The organism is Vagococcus fessus (assembly GCF_003987565.1).
In the GTDB taxonomy this organism is placed as follows: domain Bacteria; phylum Bacillota; class Bacilli; order Lactobacillales; family Vagococcaceae; genus Vagococcus_D; species Vagococcus_D fessus.
Genome location: NZ_NGJY01000001.1, coordinates 58513 through 79536, shown reverse-complemented (window position 1 = coordinate 79536; position 21024 = coordinate 58513). Strand labels below are relative to the sequence as shown.

Sequence of the window (21024 nt, the reverse complement as noted above, 5' to 3'; positions counted from 1 at the left end):
TAAATTAAAACTATCCAAAAATAATTTGATTTCGGGAAAAATAATCGCAAAAAAAAATGCTTCCTTACTCAATTAAGGAAGCAAAATCTGATACGCACATACCCGTATACTTATTAAACACTTTATTAAAATACTTATATTCCTTAAACCCACAGGCTGATGCAATCTCATAAACTTTATGTTTATTCTTTATCATCTCAACAGCTTTTTGAATACGATAACGGTTCACAAACTCATTGAATGTATAATGTGTCGCTTTTTTAAAACGTGCTTGCAAGACGGACTTGCTGTAATTCAACTCCTGTTCTAATTCTTCTAGCGTTATTTTTTCACCGTAATGCTTCTCAATGTAATGAATCATCTCTAACGCCAGATTATCTGACATCTCATCCTTTTTAAAAACCAATACCTCTTTGGATAGAGTACAATTTGTCGCATTCATCTGTTCTTGGTAAAGTCTCTGCATCTCTTTATGCTCTATTGCTTTTTTTATAGAGAGAGCCATTTTATCCATATCCAACGGTTTTAATAAAAACTCTGTCACTCCATATTTTATCGCTTCTTGAGCCATTTTAAACTCGTTTACACCAGAAATAATAATAGTACTATAAACCATGTCTCGTGTTGCTTCTAACATATCAAATGCATTTTTTACCGGCATATTTATATCACTAATCACAATATCTGGTTCCAATTCCCTAATCATCTCAATGCCAGCTTGACCATCTGAAGCCTCTCCAACCACAAAACAGTCATATTTAGCATAATCAAATCCATAAACAATCCCTTTACGTATTATTTTTTCATCTTCTACTACTAGAACCTTATACATGACTCTCTACCCCCTGTTTCAATAACCATTTCTACCACTGTTTGAATGCCCGCTCGGTAAATTGTAAACGTACTACCTGGATACATCAGTTCTAATCGTCTTTTACAGTTAATTAACCCATGATGATTTTGATTGTTTTGAGGCATTTTCAGATTGTGTAATAATCGCTCAATATCCTCTGGGCTCATAACCCCTCCATCATCCATATAAGTGATTTGTATTTGTTCAGTGTTCAATGCCTTAATACTAATAGAAACTGATAATTGTGATTTATCTCTGAAGCCATATTTCAAACTATTTTCTATTAAAGGTAAAACTAATAATTTAGGTACTATAAGCTTTTCGGACTTGGAATCACACGCTATCTTATATGAAAAATCATCAAATCTAATAGAAGCAATCTCTAAATACTTTTCAATATACGTTAGGTCATCCACTAATAATGGCGTCGTAATAGTCTCATCAATACTGTATCTCAAAATATCATTTAATAATAAAATCAAACGATTAGTTAAGGCTGTATCATAAAAGCAGCTACTTCTAATGACCTCAAGTGTGTTATATAAAAAATGAGGATTAAATTGTGCCTCTAATTTTTTTCGTTCAAATATCAAATTTTCGTTGGCTAATCTTATATTTTGATCATATGAGTGATTTAACCTTGCAAGCATTTTATTAATGGCTTCCGCAATATCAGAAAACTCGTCCTTTCCTTCTATTTCAATAACATGTGTAGAATCACTCATAATTTTTTCCATCTCTGATTTTAACCTATACACCGACTCTGAATTATTTTGAGAAAATCGTTTAACAAAATAAATAGCAAATAAAAGCATTATGACAAATAGCGGGGCCATATAGTAAAAAACCCGTTTTACAACAAGTCCAAAAGGCTCGTGCTCAGTAAATGTTACAACATTCATTCCTTTAGCTAAGGTTAATTTATGCGAACTATATTGGTTTCCCTGATACTCAAAATGTTCTGCTAGGAAATGAGCATTCACCTTCTTTAAACTTGATTCAATAAATTGTGTTGATGACGAAGCCAGTACATTATCAAAATCATCGTAAATAATATAATTAGCTCCTACTCGATTCAACTTATTTTCCAGCTCTCTTTGATCAATCATTTCTACTATAAACCCTTTATTTTCTAGACCTCTGATTAGTAGTAAATAACGATTTCGTTCCATATCTGTAAATGTTTTGAATCGTAGCTTTTCAGAATTTTGAGTTTTATTAAGGACTAAACTCAAATAATAACTTAAACGCGGGTCGTCTAAAAATTTGCCTGAGGTTGTAAACGCTACGTCATCATTTGACGTTAGTAAAATTAAATCACTTTTTATAGACTGATGACTTTGAAAAACTGAGAATTGATAATAAACAGCTGCATCTTCTATCTTATTAGCTAAATATTTTTGGTAAAGTCCTTTATTACCATCATACAGACGATTAAAATCTGTTTCTAATGAAGAAAACACACCTGAAATCTCTGTTTCTTGCTTCGTTAATAATTTTCTAGAAGTTGTTAAATCATAATAATAAAGTCCGATTCCTAAACCAATAGTAGAGAGTATAATCAACATTACGCTATAAATAAACATTTCTTTTTTTAATTTTTTCTGAAATGTCATGTTTTAAAAAACCTCCATTAGTAAACGTTTTCATTTTTGTAATACCTTCAAAACACTTAAACAATACCAATCTTACTCAATGATGTCAAAAAAAAAAAGCATTCCATATCGAATACTTTTATAAGACACACATTATAATATCAACTAAACCTTCTATTACCGTTAAGGATAATGCTTTTACTGTCGAATGATTTGCTTTTTTTCTCCTAAAATAATCTCTATACGACTTAAACGATAAGATGACAATGACTGGAAGTATTATTAAGGCAAGTATAAATAAACATACTGATATCATTAACCTCACTTTGTAACCTCCTCCCTAACCAATTAGGATACTTTCTTGAGGATATTTGACTTTCCCCGTTGCATTCTTATCTTCTTTTCTGACAAGTGTAAATAACACCGTATAAATCCCAACTCTTCCAATAAACATCAAAATTATCATTACAATTTTACCTACTGTTGTTAATTCCGCAGTTAAACCGCCACTCAATCCTACAGTCGCTAAAGCTGATACTACTTCAAAAATAATGTAATCCATTCCCTTATCTGCAGGAATAGTTTCCGTTAATAATAAAATAAAACTTGTAACAGCGATTAAGCTAATTCCAATAAAGAAAATAACAAAGGCTTTCCTAACGACTTGCTCTGAAATACGTCTCTCTTGAAATTCTACATCCTTACGTCCTCTTAAAATACTTCTAACAACTAGAATCAAAACACCAAAAGTCGTTGTCTTAATCCCTCCTGCAGTCGAACCCGATGTCCCACCAATAAACATTAAGAAAATTGTGACAAATAAACCAGCGTAACTCAACATGCCATAATCAATTGTTGCAAAGCCTGCTGTACGAGGGGTCACACTTAAAAAGAGATAGTTGATAAATTGAGTGAATTTATTCCCATTATTAAATACTAAAGCACCATTAGAAAGGTCTGTTAAGTAAAAGAAAACTGTTCCAAGTACTAACAAAGAAACCGTAATGATAAGCGATAATTTTGTATGAATCGTCAATTTTTTTCTCTTTGGAAAACTCAAGAGGTCTGACCACACTAGAAAGCCTAATCCCCCTGAGATAATCAAGAAACTAAACACTACTAAAATATAAGGTGATTCTTGAAAGCTCATTAAACTATCACCAAATAAATCAAATCCTGCATTACAAAAGGCTGAAACCGAGTGAAAAACACTGTAGAATCCTCCCCTTAACCAACCATATTCAGGAATCCATATAAATGAAAAAAGTATAGCTCCAATCCCTTGAATAATAAGAGCAGATTTTAAGACAAATAGCATTAAGCTAACCAAACCAGCTAAAGAGTCAACATTTAAACTATCTCGTAAGACCATTCTAGACTTAAATGATAATTTTTTTCTTAACGCTATCGCTAGCATCACGCCAACTGACATAAATCCTAAGCCACCAATTTCAATCAAACACATAATAATAAATTGGCCCAAAGTATTAAATTGATCAGCCACCGAAACTGTAGCAAGTCCTGTCACGCACACAGCCGACGTGGCAATGAACAACGCATCTAAAAATGACGTTTCATTACCAGCTCGTGTAGTTATAGGTAAAGCTAATAAACACGCTCCTAATAGGATTAACACGATAAAACCAATTGTTATTTTTTTTACTGTATCCAGTTCCTTAAACCGTTTCTTTATAGTCATTCGTACGTTCCTTTACATTTCTAATTTTAGTGTCAGTATACACCTTTTTAATAAATTCTAACAGAGAAAAAAGACTACTTAATTAATAAGCAGTCTTTTCTTTACTCTTTAAAAATTCCTCTAATGTAAGAAATACCTCATCTTCACCTAACGCTTGCGATAACTTTACCACACTTGGTGCTTCTAAATAAGCATCTTCTAAAGTCTCAGACTGACTGAAGACGATTTTGACACTATCATCTAATAAGATACGCCCTTTTTTCATCACAACAGCACGGTCAAAGGTTTCTGCAACAAAATCCATATCATGTAGAATGGCGATAACTAATTTCCCCTCTGCTTGTAAGTTCTTAATCACTTTTTTTATGAGTTGCTTGCCTTTATGGTCCTGAGCAATCGTTGGTTCATCTAGAATGACTACTTTTGTATCCATCGCTAAAATTGATGCGATACTTATCAACTTTCGTTCTGACAACCCTAAGTCATATGGATTTTTATCAGCTAATTCAGAAATGCCTAATAACGCCATTGCATCATTAGCTAACTTAGTTGTTTCCTCTTTACTTTTCCCAATATTTAGAGGCCCAAACTCTATTTCATCACGGACTTTATTTTTAAAAATTTGATCGTTAGGATTTTGAAATACCAAACCAATTTCTTTCGCAATTTCAGAAACCTTTAAATTTTTAGTTTCTTTCCCTAGTATCTCAATTGAACCTTGTTGACACTCTAGTAATCCTTTGATTAACTTAACGAGAGTTGTTTTACCTGTTCCGTTTTGACCAATGATAGCTGTTGTTCTCGTATCAAAGTCCAGAGAGATATCATGTAAAACTGGTACATCCGGTGTGTAAGAAAAGGTAACATTCTTAATCGTTAACATTTATCTCTCTCCCTTCATTAGTTGACTTAATTCATCAACTGTCACAGGATTTAGGCCATTCTCAAGTGTAATCCCCAGCCCTTTTGCCACTTGCGTATAGACTGGTTCAATCACACCATAATCTTGGATATCATCCCTAGAAAAAATCTCATGAGGTGTCGCAAAATCAATAATTTTTCCGTTAGACATTAACATCACTCTATCAGAATAAGCTGCTATTTTTTCCATTTTGTGTTCGACCATAATAATAGTCATACCACTTTCACTTAATTTTTGAACCGCTTTAAACACTTCTTCAGAGCCTTTTGGATCTAATTGAGACGTTGGCTCATCTAAAATAATGACATCTGGTTTCATCGCAATAACACCCGCTAAAGCCACACGTTGCATCTGACCACCTGATAAATCGAAAGGGTTACGATCACGATACTCTGAAATACCTAGTAATTCTAGAGCTTCTGTTACCCTTTTGGACATCTCATCTCTTGGAATCCCTAAATTTTCCAATCCAAAAGCGACTTCCTCATAGACAGTAACCTTTGCTCCAGTTACTTGAGTAAAGGGATTTTGAAAAGCTAAGCCTACATTTTCTGATAAGTCACTAACTGATGACTCTCTGACATTTTTACCACAAATCATAACTTTACCGTCATATAAGCCTTTATAAAAATGAGGAACTAAACCTACTAACGCCTGACATAAGGTTGACTTGCCTGCATTATTCTCCCCGATAACCCCAATAAATTCTCCTTCAGAAATAGTAAAACTGACATCATCTAAAGCATTAGTATCCGTTAAAGGATAACGGTATTTTAAGTTCTCAACTTCTATCCTTTCCATAGGAAAAACCTCCAAACAATAACAGCAATTAGTACTAATACAATCACAATACGAATAAACAGACTACTCTTATGAAAAACAGGCTCATTAATATATGTTCGTTCTTTAGTCGAATTAAATGCTCTTACTTCTAAAGCCATTGAACGTTCTCTTGTATTAGTCAAAGAACTCATAACAACTGGTCCCATTAACGGTATAAAAGCTTTTATACGAGTCATCAAGCTTCCTTCCGTCTCCATACCACGAGAGCGCTGAGCATCTGTGATAGTTGCCATTGTTGCACTCATTTGAGGGATAATTTGTAAAACTGACAATAACACATAACCGATTTTGGGTGACAAGCCTTTTTTTACTAACGACTCCACTAAATCAGAGGGTTTCGTCGTTAAAATCAAAACTGAAAAAGCTAGAATAATAACAATTATTCGTAAACATAATAACGTCGCATATAACGTTCCCTCTTTGTAAAAAACAACAGGACCCATCTCTAATAAAGGTGTTTCATTTCCTCCATAAAACAACCCTTGGATTAAAGCTATTGAAACAAGTACCAACGCACTCACACTTAAAAGCGGCACTGTTTTTCTTAATACTTTTGCAAGTAATAGAACCCCTATACAACTAAGTAATGTTACGATACCTCCTGTAATGGTAGGAATAAGATACGTGATTGCAATGATACTTACTACAAAAATAATCTTAGTAATCGGATCGATTTTATAAATATAATTATCATTGTCATGATATAAACTTAATGAGTTCATATTCTCTCCTTATGAATTAGAAACTTTGAATGTCTTGATCATCATACATTAAAGTTAATTTTTGAGGTAAGCCTTTGTAAATCAGGTAGCACACAATGACTGTTACAATTTTATCTGGAATATCTACCACAATCTCATCAACTAATGAAGATAACCACACACTTTGACCTTTGGCTTGCATCGCAGCAAAAGCCGCATCGCCCCAAATATTACCCGTTTGACCACCCCAAAAGATAATGTTTAACGGTGTTGAAATCACAACCGCTACTAACCCTATTAAAAGACCTGCAATTATAGATGTTTGCAAATTCTTGATATACCCTTTTTTAGCTAAAACACCTGCTACTACACCAATCCCTACTTGTGTTATCGCATAAACGAATGAAATAGGTGATTGTGTTAACCCATGAATAATATTATTAATTAATCCTACTAAAGCCCCTACAACCGGTCCAGCTAACATACTTGCTAAAATAGTTCCGATAGAGTCTAACCATAACGGTAATTTAAGAACTCCTGCGAATGTTTTTCCAATATAGTTAATTCCTACTGCTGCTGGTATCAATACAAGTGCTGCCGTACTTAACTTAAAACTCCACATACTTTTCTTTTCATTAAATGACATTTTCTACTCTCCTCAAATGATTTCATTTTATTTTTATTCGTTATTTAATTGTATTACGTTGAAATTCTTCTGTAGATTTAATACTCTTACTAATTAAAATACACTTCAAAAAATTACGTATAGTAAAGAACCTCTCCCCCTTATAAATTAATCAGTAAAGATACATATAACCCTTTCCATTAATTATATAATACTTCGTATAATAAACCATCATTTTCTTGTTAGGATTAATAATTTTTAACCTAAATTTGTAATTCTAGTACAAACGAAACATTTTTCACGAAGTACGGAGTTATCTAATTGCAAATAAAAATTTCCACACATTTTTTAATAGACATTTTAATTAGAGCAAATAACGTGTTTAATAATTGATGTGTAGCTTATTTTAACACTATTTTCAACTATCATGATTCTATTTTAACCCACAAAACGAACAAGAAATCCTACAACATAGATGCTACTTCTATTAGGTCAATCTTTACTCAATCTCACGCAATTTGTGAATAGAAAGAAACCGTTTTACTTGATATGATTTTTACAGAGTTAATTAAAGAGGAGAGACAATAATGAAAAAGATGAAAAAAAGTTTAGTAGCATTAGGGGCAATATTGGTTATAGGAACTGGAGGCGGTGTTATAGCTTCTCAATTGATTAATTGGGGTGGTGAAGACACTATTGATGAAATTTATCAAGCAGTCGATGCGCTTGATAGCCAATTAACAGTGAAGAAACGTGATTTAGCTACTGCGAAAAGTGACGCACGTTCTGCTAAATCTAATTTAGAAAAAGCTAAAGAAGACCATAAGAATGCCTTAGAAGAGCTTAACTCAATCAATTCAGAAATGAAGGAATATGTGGATACACTAACGGTACTACAGGAAGATTTGAAAGCTACTCAAGCTCAAGTAGGCGAACGAGATGTTTTACTTCAAGAAAAACAAGCAAAACTAAATGAGTACGTTGCTCTTCTGACACAATATTCTGAGAATAATAAACAGACTCTTATCGACGCCCAAAAACGTATTGATGCATCTGAGGCAACAATAACTGAATTAGAGCAAGATATTATAACTAAAGAAGAACAAACAAAAATAGCACGTACTCAAGTTGAAGCCTTAACACAAGAAAAAAATTCATTAGAAACAGAAAACACATCACTAAAAGAAAGTAATTCTGATACACAAGCTAAATTAGATAAAGCGTTAAATGATGTCGCTAATCTAAGAGACTACGCCGAAAATAAAGTCTATGAACAAGAACAAACACCTGTTACTGAGGTATTAGTGACAGAAGAAACTTCTTTCGTAGAATAAAAAAATACCATCCTATTTAATAGGATGGTATTTTCTATTTAACTCGTACTGCAAAATCTGGTAAGAATGATGCCATTGGCAATTCTTTAACAAAATCGCCTGGTTCTGGTGCCATAATCATTTGACCATTTCCACTGTACATAGCAACATGGTACGTGCTTCCTCTAGCTCCCCAGAATAATAAATCCCCTTCAGCAACGTCTGCTAAATCAATCATTTGACCCGCAAACTCTTGATTCCACGTAACTCGAGGTAAATTAATTCCTAGACGATTATATACATATTGTGTTAAACCTGAACAATCGAATCCTTGAGGTGTTGTTCCACCCCATACATAAGGAACTCCAATATACTCACGAGCAATCGTTACAGCTTCAGATTTACTAGATTTTGATACTGAATAACGTTTTACTTTTTTCAAAATAACTTTTGTACCTTTTGGTAATTTTGAATCTTCTTTTAGTTCTTTATTAAGTTTTTTTAGATCACCTAACTTAATACCCATTTTTTTAGCAACATCTACTAAAGTTTCTTCATGGTTAGCGATATAGATACGCTCTTTATAATTATCAAATTCTGTTAAATTATAAGCGTTGATTAAACCGTTTAATTTTTTATCATAACTTGTATCAGTTGCATACTTACCGGTTAAGAATTTTGTTGCATGCTTAAATGTCGGTGCATTTTTCTTCCATGTTCCATTATAAAAATTAGAATTTCCTGCAATGCCACTTTTTAGTAACTTTGCGTAATCCTCTAATGATTCTTTATAAGAAGGGTATTTTCTAAAGCCTGCATTGATTTGGTACATACTACCTGTTCCGTTATCTTCAAGAGTTGCAAACGAAACAGACTTGCCTTCATAACTGCCTTTAATCCCAAATAGATTATAATTTGGAGCAGTGGCTAAGGAACTATTCCCAAACCCACTTTCTAGTGCAGCTTGTGCAATCATAACCGAAGCATAGATACCGTACTCTTCTGCTACTTCTTCTGCTAAAGGAGCAATCTTGTCAATGAACTCTTTAGCTGTTTGAGTCACATGATAGTTAAAGCTAGCCCCTAATGCATTTGAAACGTTGGGTGAATAATTAGGTAAAACGCCGTTAACACCACTCGTACCTGTTTGAATTTGAGGTACTTTCACCGACGGTTGAGTAGGTCCAACCGGTTTAACTGGTTTAACTGGTTTAACTGGTTTATTTGGTTTAACCGGTTTTTCTGGTTTGTTTGGTTTAACTGGCTTACTAGGTTTAGTTGGCTTATTTGGCTTGTTAGGTTTTTCCGGTGCCGTCGACGTTTGTGTTTCCTCTGGTACTGTCGACGTTTGCGTTTCCTCCGGCACTGTCGACGTTTGTGTTTCCTCTGGTACTGTCGACGTTTGCGTTTCCTCTGGTACTGTCGACGTTTGTGTTTCCTCTGGTACTGTCGACGTTTGTGTTTCCTCTGGTACTGTCGATGTTTGTGTTTCCTCTGGTACTTTCGATGTTTGTGTTTCCTCTGGTACTTTCGATGTTTGTGTTTCCTCTGGTACTTTCGATGTTTGTGTTTCCTCTGGTATAACTGAAGTTTCAACTTCTTCAGGCATCTCTGAGGCTGCTGTTTCACTACTATTGTTAGTTTCCGTTACATTAATAGTTTCTAATCCTGGATTACTTAAATCCATACTGTCTGCAAAAGAAACGATTGGTTGTGATAATAGACTTGAAAATAATAGACCCACTATTATTTTAGATGTAATTTTTTTCAACTTGTCCCTCCTACTAATTAAACTTTTTATATTCTATTAAATGACAGTTACTAGTATACACAAAATCCATTAAAAACACCAATAAAAAAAACGTCTACGAGAGACGTCGATTAAAAACATAACATACACGATATAATTAAAAATAATTTAACGTTCATAATTAATCCGTTAAAAAGTGTTGTATTCTTTAATATATATTTTCCCTATCCCACCCTCACTAAAAGAACTGCTACTGGTTGTAATGAATCATTTGTTAAGTGTAGACATGTTAGCTGTTGAGGCCTCACTTATTATCTAAGGAATCGAACCTTAAAGGACTAGCCCATCGTCCTACCATGCAATGTGACTATTCAGGTTAGTCAGCAAACCTTTGTAGGCCACTTTCTTTTAGCTACCATCTCTTCTTTTTATAACTCTACTGTCCAGTTTTTACCTTGCAACTCGGTGTCCAACTGACGGTACTCTTTTGATAGCACATCAATTTTTGATTGTAACTCTTTTACAGATAACGTTACTGTCATTTTAATTTCCGCACGACTCACACGGTAATCTTGTTCACTTGCACGACCAACAAGATTTGCCAAAATACGTCGTTCTTTTAATAATGCTTCTCTATCTACTAGAGCATCAGATAATGTTCGTCCATCTGATAGCGTTTCACGAGCATTACAGTTGTTAATCATTTTAACCAAATCTGTTAATTTTTTATTAGTTTCTTCCATTTCATTTAACAATAGACTTGGATCCTCATTTGGGATATCACCTTCTTGCATTTTCAAATTCGAAAGTAATCTACTTTGCAAATTTTCTAATTTTGTCTGATACTCAGCTCTGAGTAATAAGCCCTCTGCTAATTTCATTCAAACTTCCTCCTATATCACTCTATCTATTAATTCACTACTACTTTACGTGTTAGACCTCTAAATCCATGTTTTAAAGTCAGTACAGGATGCTTGAACAACATTCGTGGACCCGAATAACGCATGACTTGTTTCATTTGTTCTTTATATCTAGGTTGATAACAATGGACCGGACACTTTTGACACGTCGTCTTTTTTTCACCAAATTGACAATACTGCAGTCGTTTCATTGCATAAGTCAACATTCTATTTTCTTCCACATCAGCAATTGACGCATTCTTACTATAATAAAGCTTAATCATGACTTCTATCATTTGCATTTCTTCTAAAATAAGCGGTCCCTCATTTTTCACTCGTGCCATACTATCCCTCCGATAACTTCTGACTTCTTAATATCAGAGTATCAGATTGTGAGAGGTTCTACAATCCATTTTTTACATTCCTTCTTCTAAAAATAAGGCAAGTAAAATATAAACTAATACCGCTCCTGTCACAACGAAAATTGCACGTACTAAATTACTTGAAATACCAAAAAAACGACCAATCCCACCACACACTCCTGTTAACACTCTATCTGATTGACTTTTTCTTAATGAACGCATTTTATTTTCCTCCTGAATTGATTATACACTGAGTTTAACACCCCACCTATAGTTAGCCATCAGTCGGTAGTCTGATGTTTCCCTACACCCTTGACCCTAGCTGAAAAAAGCGTTATGATAATATAGTTCGCTTGCGAACTAATTAGGAGGAGACTTATGACAGAAGATAAAAATTTACAACTCAAAACACTTTTACTTTCTTTTAGAGAGGTTCATCAAAAAACACGACATATTTTAAATGCCGCTGCGATGGAAAAAGAGATTACAATCGTCCAACTTTTAATCGCAGATATTATTAAGCACTCACCAGGTATTCATTCTCAGGATGTAGCCAAAGAGATGAAACTCGCCAAAAGTACCGTTTCAGGTACAATCAATCGAATGATTACAGCTGGATTTATTACAACAACAGAACATCCAACAGACAAACGTTGCCATCAATTGCATGTTACTGATTGTGGGCTTAAGAAAATTAGAGAAACCTATGATATTTATTTAGAAAATCTTGCCTCTCTACTTGATATTGGTCCTGAAAAAATCGAAACTTTACTTTCAATCCACGATGACCTATTAACTAAAATCGATGAGGTGACCATCTAATGACTGCCTCTTCTAAAAAAAATACAACAATTTTAGCTGTACTCTTAATGGGAACGTTCCTATGTAATATTAATCAAACTTTACTTAACGTTGCTTTACCTAAAATAATGGAAGATTTCCAAATAAGCGCTAGTCTTGGACAGTGGCTTTCTACCGGCTATATGTTGGTGAGTGGCTTAATGATACCTATCACAGCCTTTTTAATTGAACGCTTTAAGACACGCCCGCTGTATATCTTTTCGATTACTATGTTTTTACTAGGGAGTGCTATATCAGGGTTTGCACCTAACTTTATCATCTTGGTTGCAGGACGAATGGTACAAGCTATTGGAGCGGGTATTATTATGCCACTTATGACGGTTACTTTAATGACAATTTACCCACCTCATAAAATTGGAAGTGTTATGGGCCTTGTTGGACTGGCAATGAATTTTGCACCAGGCATCGCCCCTACACTTGCCGGATGGGTCGTTCAAGATTACCACTGGCGTTATCTTTTTTATGGATTACTGCCTTTTGCAGGACTTAATCTTATTCTCGCTATTTTCTTCTTAACCAATGTAGGGAAACAAAAAATGCTTAAATTCAACGTTCTTGGTGTTATCTTATCAAGTTTAGGTTTAGGCTCATTACTACTTGGTTTCAGTAATGCTGGTGAAAATCCCTGGTTAAGTTTCAAAGTACTAGGTGTCATTACAATTGGATTAATTTTAACTTACTTGTTTATCAAACAACAGTTAGGTCAAAAAATTCCAATGCTTAATTTCTTAGTCTTTAAAAGTAAAATGTTCACGATGACGACCATTATCAATTTTATTATTATCATGGCCTTGTATGGTGGAATGTTATTACTTCCCATGTTCTTACAAAATGTTAGAGGGGTATCGCCTTTTCTTTCTGGTATTATCATGCTCCCTGGAGCTTTCTTTATGGCGATTCTTTCGCCTTTATCTGGACGATTATTTGACCGTTATGGTGCGAAACCTGTAACATTTGTGGGGTTAATTATTTTGATTATCGGAACAGTAATGTTCGCATCTCTGAATGAAACAACTACCGTTTCATTTGCCTGTCTTGCACAGACTATTCGTTCCATAGGACTTGTACTTATCCTAATGCCTTTACAGACAGAAGCACTTAAATCATTACCTATCGAAATCGTGGCACATGGTACAGCTATGTTTCAAACCACTAGACAGATTGCAGGTTCTATCGGGACCTCATTATTAATCACGGCTATGAGTATGGCTTCCACTTATCATGATACCCATCTTCTAGCCACATCTAGTGGGACTGCGCAGGAAAGCTTACTTTACGGCATACGAGTCGCATACATTATCACGACACTACTTTGTATCTTGGCGTTATTACTTACGACACGATTAAAGAAACAAGCCGCAATGCCTGCGACGCACTTCATAAAATAACAAAAGAACATGCCTCCTCCGGCATGTTCTTTTTAGTTGGTTAATTTTTTAAAACTACCCTCTAGATAATTTTTGTCTAACCCTTTTCCAATAAAAACTAATTTTGTCGGAGTATCTTCTGCTAAATGAGGAGTCAGGTTTAACTCATAGTGAGTTACCACACCTTGTAAAGCGCCCATCAACTCACGGTCTTCTATGCGAATTAACCCTTTATAACGGTATAACGTTCCTTCAAAATGTAGGACTACTTCATCTAACCAACGAACCAATTTATTTTCTGGCAGGTAGTCAGTTGTTGTAAGGACTACTGATTCAAAATTATTTTGTCCATGTCCACCGCAACTATGACATGAACAAGACGTGTCATGAGTGTGAGCATGGTCCTCTGAAGTTAGTCCCTCAATTTCTTTTACTGCATCAAATAATTCCAAATTAAAGAAATCTTGCGTTGGAAATAGTTCTTCCCTCTTAAAATAGCGAACATCTGCTAAAGGATTAACGCTAGTAAGGTGCGTTAATAGCTCTTGCTTTTTATCATTAGCTAGCTTGTCTGATTTAGTTAGAATAAAACGGTCAGCATAAGCTAATTGTTGCTTTACTTCTGATACGTGCTCACTATTTTTCATCACATTGATACCATCTACCACTGAGATAACACTATCTAATCTGACATATGGACGTAAGTATGGAGACGTTTGGACGGCTCTAATAATTGGCAATGGGTCAGCAACACCTGTTGTCTCTATTATGATTGATTCTAGTTTTTTAGCCTCTGGTTGTTTGACACTCTCTAGTAAACAACTGACTAAATCTTCTCTCAAATTACAACACACACAACCGTTATTAAGCTGAACTATCTTCTCACTTGATGTTTGTAATAAATCATGGTCTACTCCCACTTCACCAAATTCATTCACAATAACTAAAATCTTTTCATTTGAATGATTGACTTGATTTAATACATTATTAATTAAAGTTGTTTTACCAGACCCTAAAAATCCAGTCACAACTGTTATTGGGATTATCATAAGTTATCTCCTTATTCTTTTTAAATTCTACCTTATAAGTTTAGCGTTCGTCTTTACATTCGTCAACTATACAAAAAAGAGATGAGTCATCACACTCATCCCTTTTCTATGAATTACTCTATTTTAGACGTAACATATTTTTATCAACAAGCTTTGCGATATCACCAATCGCCTGCTCACTATAATCATCGCCATACCCTACTGTCATGATGGTCATATAGTAAGGTCTCTCTTTATCAAAAACAAGCGAAATATCATTGCTTACTTTATACATTGGCATCCAACCCGTTTTATGGGCTACATCAACACCAGGTAAGCCTATTTCTACCCCATCATCAAAGGTACTATTTTGTATCCAGTTATACAACAATTTCATATTATCACTTTTCTCTTGTTTTTTGTGAACATACTCCATTGATTTACTTAAAATACGAGCAGTTGAAAATACTCGATTAGGAGGAGAGGCAGGATCTAGTTCCGCTAAAAATTGAATAAAGTTAGCTTCTCCCACAAAATTTAATAGCATAATATACGCCACATTGTCACTGTGACGAATAACTAATTCAGCTAATTCTTTAACCGTATATTGCGAACCGAATGGCTCAAATTGAATGATACCTGTTCCGTCTAGCTTAAAGTTAGCTGTATAAGTTAACACCGTATCTAAATCAACCAACCCACTATCAACTAATGTCATAAGATAACTAATAAATGGTAGTTTAATACTACTCGCCGTTCGCTTTACTTCATCTCCATAAAAATTATAGGCGAATTTATTATCTGTGGTTTCAACGTGAACACTAATGTCTCCTCCTTTTTCTGCTAAAAAAGAAGCTAAATCAGCATCTAATTTCTCTTTAAATTCACCTGATGAGAAAGTAGGCTTTCGCTTAGACTCACGTTTCTCTATATAGGTTTCTCTTTTTTTCAAAACACTTTTTTCAACAAACCCTTTTTTAGGATCACTTTCTATTTCAACCCAATCTGAATTCCCTTCAATAGGCTTAACAGAAACTAATGTTCCTATTGGCAAAACATCTTGTCCAAGAGTCTCATCTTCCATCGATAATCTTGGAAAATATGGTTCAGTAACAACATAGTCATTACTAAATGCTTTATTTTTTTTAGCAGGTTCACTTATTGAATCTGTGATTGTTATGCCTTTACCTACTTCAGCTTGGCTGCTATTTCTTTCCATCTTAATACTAATAACCGATAGCATCAATACTACTCCTGTCAACCCTAATACAGCTACTACTCTTTTATCCATACCAAAAATTCTCCACTTCTTTATACTTTCACTCTTCATTATTAAAAACTCTTTCGCAATTTAAAGCGTATCCATTTCAAAGTATATCATAAAAAATAAAGCTTTTGGACCTGTTCGGACAAATTCCGAGTCGGAAATGCTTGACTTCTGTTCATTAAAATGTCCATAAAAAAATACTACATTTCTAAAGAAATGTAGTATTTTTTCATAATTTATTTTCTACGTCTTTTAAGACCTACTAATGCTAATAACGACACAAGCATACCACTGCCTGCTAAAGCAATGTTTGATTCTTCTTCTCCTGTTTGAGGTAAAATCGGTTGACCTGGTTTAGGAGTTGGCGTGTGCGGTACTGTTGGTTTATTCGGGATGACCGGTTTCCCTGGAATAATTGGTTTATTAGGAATAACTGGTTTCCCTGGAATAATTGGTTTATTAGGAATAACTGGTTTTCCTGGGATAATTGGTTTTGGTTTTAAGACAGGTTTCTTAGGTTCTTCTGGTTTATCCATTTCTCCTACATCACCTGGTTTCACAGGCGCTTCACCAATTTCAATATCTTCAACATCTGTTGGAGTCCCTGGTTCAACTGGTTCTTCTAACTCATTTTCCCACTTCTCAACTGATTCTGGGTCTGTTACTGTTTCTGGCTCGATAATTTCTGATGGCGCTGGAGCGATTTCTGATGGTTTTTCAACTTCATTAGGCTCTTCAACCTCACCTGGTTCTGTTGGTGCTTCTGGTTTAGTAATTTCTGAAGGATTTCCTTCTGGTGCGACTGGTTTTTCCACTTCACCTGGTCCTTCGATTCCTTCTGGTGTTTCTGAAGGTGGTGTAACCTCACCGATATTACCTGGTTTGTTTGCTACCTCAGGTGCTACAGGAGCATCTAATTTAGATTTTAAAACAGGTACTACTGGTACTTCAGGTTCTGAAACCGTTCCAACTATTAAGTCAACTTTCTCAATATTAGTTGGCACAGTTGGTTCAATTGGTTTTTCAGGAACATTAATCACTTTACCTTTAGGTTTATTTAGAGTGACTTTTACGGCAGAGATAGGGGGAACATCTTTTCCTTTAAATTCAAATTCAAAGATGATATCGCCATTCTCGGCATATTCTGGATAATCACGAATCGTGACTTGTTCTTCTGCCCAGTTAGTTGGACGCTTTTTAAACATGAAATAGTACAATCTATCATCTTCAGTCCACCCTCGATCGGGTGTGTTTGAATCAGAAATAAAATCATCCATTTTTTTGTCACTTACCTTACCCTTAACATCAGCTTGGGCTTTTTCTAAATTACTCTTATTTTTATTTGTTTGGTTATTTAAGGCGTTTAATTTGGAGTCTGTATTATCTACATCTAGATTTAATTCCAATTCTAACGCGTCTCGCATTTGGTCAAAATAATCGTAAATATTAGTAGTCTCATCCGTCACATCTAGTTTTTTAATGTTAGCATCTGGGTCTAATGTTAATATTTTTTCAATAACTGCATTATATTTATCGACTTGTTCGGTTAATCTTGCCATTTGATCAATGACTTTTTGTCTATAGGTCCTAACCACATCTTCAAAAAACGGCATATCCCCATCCAAATGTTTCTTCAGTTCATTCATACGACGGGTTATTTCTTCTATGGTTTCATTCTCGAAAGGCTGTAATTTATATTCTTTACTAACTTTATTATAATATTCTTGTCGTTCGTTGATCTCATCTGAAAAATCATTTGTAATACCCGTTAAATTAATTGTGGCTTTTTCTAATTCACTTTTAAGCTCTTGAGCTTGTTTTTCTAAGTCCTCAACTGTCTTAATTGCCTCTCTATTCGCATCATAAGTATCTGATGCTTCTTTATACCAAGCGTCTGTCTCTGTAAAGAATTGATTAATCTGTTCAACATAATCTGATGGATTTGCTGCATTTTTAGGTGAATCTGTCGCACTGCTACCAGAATTATTAAACGTCTCTAAAGCTGTTTGGTACTCTGCAATTGCAGAGGCAATGGCTTCCTTAGCTGTTTCCGCTTCAGTACGAATGCCTGGGAATTTAGCATCAAACGCTTCGCGTTCTGTTGTAATACTAGTATCCCCTTTACTCTCTTCCATCGGGTATTCTGTCATGACTTGCTCTAACGCTTTGATTTTACCTTGGTTATCTGTAATTGCTTTTTGAGCTTTTTCAAAAGCTGCTTTTACAGTCGCTAAATCTTTTTCAGCTTGTTCTTTATCTTTCTGAGCTTGTTCGTGTTGTTCAAGTGCTTTTTCATACTCATCTTGTAATAATAAATACTCATTGTTTAATTTCTCATACTGTGCCGAAACACTCGCATAATCTTTAGCTAATTCAGCTATTTCATCTTTAAGCGGTTGTTCTTGACCTTTAACCCCATCATACTTCACTTTAATATCGTTATATTTTTTAAGAGTATTGTCATAAGCCTCTTTGACTTTCTTATATTCAGCTTCCATATTTTTGAAGTGTTCTGTCGCTTTTTCAAATTTAGCAAGTAACTCTTTGTACTGAGCAAATACTATATCATATTTTTTTTGTAACTCCGCATGTGCAGCTTCTGTCTTAGTTTTTTCTTTTTCTAAATCAGATTTTTTAGTCTCTAAATCTGCTAATTTAGCTGCAACGTCTTTCGCTTTCGCCGATGTTTCTTCGAATAATTGATTTGTTTTATCGTACTCACTTGCTACTTCATTACGTTCTGTTTCTAACTTGTCTGCTGCTTCTGTTAGTTCCGCAACTTTATCTTTTAAATCCGCTGATTTATCTTTAATATCTTGTGCGTTTTTGGAAGCTTTATTGAACACATCTTCAACTTTTTCAAGCTCAACTAACGTTGCATCGTATTGTTTTTTTACTTCGATGCGTTTTTGTTTGATTAAATCATAATCTTCTTTTAACGCTTGACGTTCTTCTTTTAGCTTTTCATAGCTTGCTACTGTTTCATCATAGCTTGCTTTTAATTTGTCATAGTCTGCTTTTACAGTATCGTATTCTTTCTTAGCTGCATCATATTTCACTTTAATATTAGCATATTCAGCTTTAGCTTCTTCTGCTTTTACTTTTGTTTCATCATACGCTTTTACTGTTTCTTCATACTTCACTTGTAATGACTCATAGCTTTGTTTCGCTGTTTCTAATTCAGCCTTAACTTTTTCTACCTCTGTTTTTAGTTGATTAGAGGCTTCAAGTGTCGTTTTATAGCTTGCTTTAGCTTCTTCAAATTTTGTTTTAGCTTGATTATATTGTGCTAATAATGGTTGATACTCATTTTTTAAAGCCTCATAAGCTGTTTTAACTTCTGCCTCTTGAATTTTTAACGTTTGTTGCTTTTCTTTAGTGGCAGTGTAGATCATCATTAATTTGTCATACTCAGCTTTAGTCACATTGTATTCTGCTAAAACTTTACGGTATTCTTCTGTATCCGTTTGATTTGTTTTTTCATACTCTGCTAATTGTTTTTGATAAGCTGCTAATTTACCTTCATACTCTGCTTTTTTACCTTCATATGATGATAGTGTGCCATTGATTAACGATAACTGACCTTCAAAATCTGACAATTGCTTTTCATAAGCTTTAGCTTTTTCATCATAAGCTTCTTTTTGACCTTCAAAACTTTGAACTAATGTTTCATATTCTTTAACACTCGCTTCATGTGTAGCTAATTGTTCATCATATGATGCTAATTTTTCATTGTAAGATACCAAGCTACCTTCATAATCTTTGATTTGAGCTTTTGTTTGCTCTAATTGTGCAGTGTACTCTGCTTTTTTCGCCTCATAGTTTTGTAAATCAGCTTCATAAGCCTTCACTTTTTCACCAAATGCATCTAATTCTTTTTTGTAGTCTGTTGCTGTTTTTTCGTAGGCTTCTAATTTTGGTTGATAGTCAGCTAATTTATCTTCAAAATCTTTAAGGACTGGTTTATACTCGGCTAATTCTTTTTCAAATTGTTCTAATTTAGGTTTGTACTCTTTTAATGTTGCTTCATACTCATCTAATTGTGATGAATAAGAGGTTAATGCTTTATTATATGTTTCTAAAGCCTTGTTATACTCCACAACTGTAATTGTTTCATAGTCATTTAATTCTTTTTCAAAAGCATCTCGCTCAGCATTATACGCATTAATATCTTTTTTATAACCTTCTAGTTTTTTATCGAATTCTGCTAATTGAGCTTGATAGTTTACTTTAGCCTCATTATATTTTACTAACATGTCTTCATAAGTCGCTAATAATTTTTTATAGTCTACAGAATCTTTATCGTATTCGCCTAGTAATTTGTCATAGCCTTCTAATACTTTTTTATAGTCTGCCAGTTGTGTTTTATAGCCTTCTATCTTACCTTCGTACTCTTTTAACTTTGGCTCATACTCCGCCACATACTTATCATAGACATCTGCAAAATCTGTGTTGTACTTGTTCAACTCTTCTTTGTATGTTGCTAATTCCGTAGCATATTTTTCTTTTAAGTCTTTATACTCTTTTTGTTGGTTTTGTAACCCTGTTAATTTGACTTTTAAAGTCTCTTCTAATTGCTTATAGTTATCTTTTTGTTCATTAAATTTTATTAACTCTTTCTCATAACTCGCTAAATCGTAACCACTAAATTTCGGCGACGTCACATTTAAACTACTAACTTTATTTTCATTAATAGCATTAGCGCGCGCAAGTGCTGGAAGTGCTGGTGTCATAACATTTGCAATCGTAATAGCTGTCATACTCCCTGTTACTAAATTTCGCTTACTCCAATTTTTTATAATTTGTTTTTTTGTTTTACTCATTTTTTTATACACCCTTTTATATTGTTTTTTTGTCTTAAATTATAAATTCCTTAATGGTGCAACTTATACATCCATTTTTTTAACTATAAAACGACTAACCATCCACCAATTCACGT

17 protein-coding genes are annotated in these 21024 nt (G+C 34.2%); 3 read left to right on the top strand and 14 right to left on the bottom strand.

What is annotated here, in order from left to right:
• Positions 1–64: 64 nt before the first annotated feature.
• The 7 genes from CBF31_RS00400 to CBF31_RS00370 form a co-directional block, all read right to left on the bottom strand.
• Positions 65–832, bottom strand: coding sequence for a response regulator transcription factor (locus tag CBF31_RS00400; protein WP_126829851.1), 768 nt, complete (start codon positions 830–832; stop codon positions 65–67).
• Positions 817–2469: a sensor histidine kinase gene (locus tag CBF31_RS00395; RefSeq protein WP_126829849.1), complete on the bottom strand. Its 1653-nt coding sequence runs from the start codon at positions 2467–2469 to the stop codon at positions 817–819. The genes CBF31_RS00400 and CBF31_RS00395 overlap by 16 nt, the downstream gene beginning before the upstream one ends.
• Positions 2470–2788: 319 nt before the next feature.
• A complete protein-coding gene (locus tag CBF31_RS00390) occupies positions 2789–4147 on the bottom strand; it encodes a TrkH family potassium uptake protein (RefSeq protein WP_126829847.1) in 1359 nt (452 codons plus the stop codon).
• Positions 4148–4229: 82 nt separating this feature from the next.
• Positions 4230–5030, bottom strand: coding sequence for an energy-coupling factor ABC transporter ATP-binding protein (locus tag CBF31_RS00385; RefSeq protein ID WP_126829845.1), 801 nt, complete (start codon positions 5028–5030; stop codon positions 4230–4232).
• Complete coding sequence (locus tag CBF31_RS00380; RefSeq protein WP_126829843.1) at positions 5031–5870, bottom strand: energy-coupling factor ABC transporter ATP-binding protein; 840 nt, start codon at positions 5868–5870, stop codon at positions 5031–5033. It abuts the gene before it with no gap.
• The gene (locus CBF31_RS00375) at positions 5858–6634 is read right to left on the bottom strand and encodes an energy-coupling factor transporter transmembrane component T family protein (protein ID WP_126829841.1); all 777 of its coding nucleotides are present in this window, start codon (positions 6632–6634) and stop codon (positions 5858–5860) included. Before CBF31_RS00375 ends, CBF31_RS00380 begins: the two co-directional genes overlap by 13 nt.
• A gap of 16 nt (positions 6635–6650) precedes the next feature.
• Positions 6651–7259 carry an ECF transporter S component gene (locus CBF31_RS00370; RefSeq protein ID WP_126829839.1) on the bottom strand — a complete coding sequence of 203 codons (609 nt, stop codon included), beginning with the start codon at positions 7257–7259 and terminating at the stop codon, positions 6651–6653.
• Between the two features lie 566 nt (positions 7260–7825).
• On the opposite strand from CBF31_RS00370, the gene CBF31_RS00365 reads away from it, so the two are divergent.
• Complete coding sequence (locus CBF31_RS00365; RefSeq protein ID WP_126829837.1) at positions 7826–8572, top strand: hypothetical protein; 747 nt, start codon at positions 7826–7828, stop codon at positions 8570–8572.
• Positions 8573–8606: 34 nt separating this feature from the next.
• Here CBF31_RS00365 and CBF31_RS11240 read toward each other — a convergent pair whose 3' ends face one another.
• The 4 genes from CBF31_RS11240 to CBF31_RS00345 all read right to left on the bottom strand — a co-directional run bounded on the left by CBF31_RS11240 (position 8607) and on the right by CBF31_RS00345 (position 11784).
• Positions 8607–10322, bottom strand: a complete 1716-nt coding sequence (locus CBF31_RS11240) for a glucosaminidase domain-containing protein (protein WP_126829836.1) — start codon at positions 10320–10322, stop codon at positions 8607–8609.
• Between the two features lie 407 nt (positions 10323–10729).
• Complete coding sequence (locus tag CBF31_RS00355; protein ID WP_126829834.1) at positions 10730–11182, bottom strand: DIP1984 family protein; 453 nt, start codon at positions 11180–11182, stop codon at positions 10730–10732.
• A gap of 29 nt (positions 11183–11211) precedes the next feature.
• Positions 11212–11544 carry a nitrous oxide-stimulated promoter family protein gene (locus tag CBF31_RS00350; RefSeq protein ID WP_126829831.1) on the bottom strand — a complete coding sequence of 111 codons (333 nt, stop codon included), beginning with the start codon at positions 11542–11544 and terminating at the stop codon, positions 11212–11214.
• 72 nt (positions 11545–11616) lie between these two features.
• The gene (locus CBF31_RS00345; RefSeq protein WP_126829829.1) at positions 11617–11784 is read right to left on the bottom strand and encodes a PspC domain-containing protein; all 168 of its coding nucleotides are present in this window, start codon (positions 11782–11784) and stop codon (positions 11617–11619) included.
• Positions 11785–11940: 156 nt separating this feature from the next.
• Between CBF31_RS00345 and CBF31_RS00340 the strand changes: the two genes are divergently transcribed.
• Together CBF31_RS00340 and CBF31_RS00335 are read left to right on the top strand one after the other, a co-directional pair.
• On the top strand, positions 11941–12384 hold the full coding sequence (locus tag CBF31_RS00340) for a MarR family winged helix-turn-helix transcriptional regulator (RefSeq protein WP_126829827.1): 444 nt from the start codon (positions 11941–11943) through the stop codon (positions 12382–12384).
• Positions 12384–13811 carry an MDR family MFS transporter gene (locus CBF31_RS00335; RefSeq protein WP_126829825.1) on the top strand — a complete coding sequence of 476 codons (1428 nt, stop codon included), beginning with the start codon at positions 12384–12386 and terminating at the stop codon, positions 13809–13811. The genes CBF31_RS00340 and CBF31_RS00335 overlap by 1 nt, the downstream gene beginning before the upstream one ends.
• A gap of 32 nt (positions 13812–13843) precedes the next feature.
• Here the strand turns inward: CBF31_RS00335 and CBF31_RS00330 are convergent, their stop codons facing one another.
• The 3 genes from CBF31_RS00330 to CBF31_RS11235 form a co-directional block, all read right to left on the bottom strand.
• The gene (locus CBF31_RS00330) at positions 13844–14839 is read right to left on the bottom strand and encodes a CobW family GTP-binding protein (RefSeq protein ID WP_126829823.1); all 996 of its coding nucleotides are present in this window, start codon (positions 14837–14839) and stop codon (positions 13844–13846) included.
• A 118-nt stretch (positions 14840–14957) separates the two neighbouring features.
• On the bottom strand, positions 14958–16109 hold the full coding sequence (locus CBF31_RS00325; protein WP_170167825.1) for a serine hydrolase: 1152 nt from the start codon (positions 16107–16109) through the stop codon (positions 14958–14960).
• A gap of 212 nt (positions 16110–16321) precedes the next feature.
• Entirely contained in the window at positions 16322–20908 is a 4587-nt protein-coding gene (locus CBF31_RS11235; protein WP_211330801.1) for an LPXTG cell wall anchor domain-containing protein, read from the bottom strand.
• Positions 20909–21024: the final 116 nt, after the last annotated feature.

What these genes read in the sequence shown, in the direction of transcription:
- CBF31_RS00400 (WP_126829851.1), bottom strand. Translation starts at nt 832, where the DNA reads ATGTATAAGGTTCTAGTAGTAGAAGATGAAAAAATAATACGTAAAGGG.
- CBF31_RS00375 (WP_126829841.1), bottom strand. Translation starts at nt 6,634, where the DNA reads ATGAACTCATTAAGTTTATATCATGACAATGATAATTATATTTATAAA.
- CBF31_RS00395 (WP_126829849.1), bottom strand. Translation starts at nt 2,469, where the DNA reads ATGACATTTCAGAAAAAATTAAAAAAAGAAATGTTTATTTATAGCGTA.
- CBF31_RS00370 (WP_126829839.1), bottom strand. Translation starts at nt 7,259, where the DNA reads ATGTCATTTAATGAAAAGAAAAGTATGTGGAGTTTTAAGTTAAGTACG.
- CBF31_RS00345 (WP_126829829.1), bottom strand. Translation starts at nt 11,784, where the DNA reads ATGCGTTCATTAAGAAAAAGTCAATCAGATAGAGTGTTAACAGGAGTG.
- CBF31_RS00335 (WP_126829825.1), top strand. Translation starts at nt 12,384, where the DNA reads ATGACTGCCTCTTCTAAAAAAAATACAACAATTTTAGCTGTACTCTTA.
- CBF31_RS00325 (WP_170167825.1), bottom strand. Translation starts at nt 16,109, where the DNA reads ATGGATAAAAGAGTAGTAGCTGTATTAGGGTTGACAGGAGTAGTATTG.
- CBF31_RS00350 (WP_126829831.1), bottom strand. Translation starts at nt 11,544, where the DNA reads ATGGCACGAGTGAAAAATGAGGGACCGCTTATTTTAGAAGAAATGCAA.
- CBF31_RS00380 (WP_126829843.1), bottom strand. Translation starts at nt 5,870, where the DNA reads ATGGAAAGGATAGAAGTTGAGAACTTAAAATACCGTTATCCTTTAACG.
- CBF31_RS00330 (WP_126829823.1), bottom strand. Translation starts at nt 14,839, where the DNA reads ATGATAATCCCAATAACAGTTGTGACTGGATTTTTAGGGTCTGGTAAA.
- CBF31_RS00355 (WP_126829834.1), bottom strand. Translation starts at nt 11,182, where the DNA reads ATGAAATTAGCAGAGGGCTTATTACTCAGAGCTGAGTATCAGACAAAA.
- CBF31_RS00365 (WP_126829837.1), top strand. Translation starts at nt 7,826, where the DNA reads ATGAAAAAGATGAAAAAAAGTTTAGTAGCATTAGGGGCAATATTGGTT.
- CBF31_RS00385 (WP_126829845.1), bottom strand. Translation starts at nt 5,030, where the DNA reads ATGTTAACGATTAAGAATGTTACCTTTTCTTACACACCGGATGTACCA.
- CBF31_RS11235 (WP_211330801.1), bottom strand. Translation starts at nt 20,908, where the DNA reads ATGAGTAAAACAAAAAAACAAATTATAAAAAATTGGAGTAAGCGAAAT.
- CBF31_RS00390 (WP_126829847.1), bottom strand. Translation starts at nt 4,147, where the DNA reads ATGACTATAAAGAAACGGTTTAAGGAACTGGATACAGTAAAAAAAATA.
- CBF31_RS00340 (WP_126829827.1), top strand. Translation starts at nt 11,941, where the DNA reads ATGACAGAAGATAAAAATTTACAACTCAAAACACTTTTACTTTCTTTT.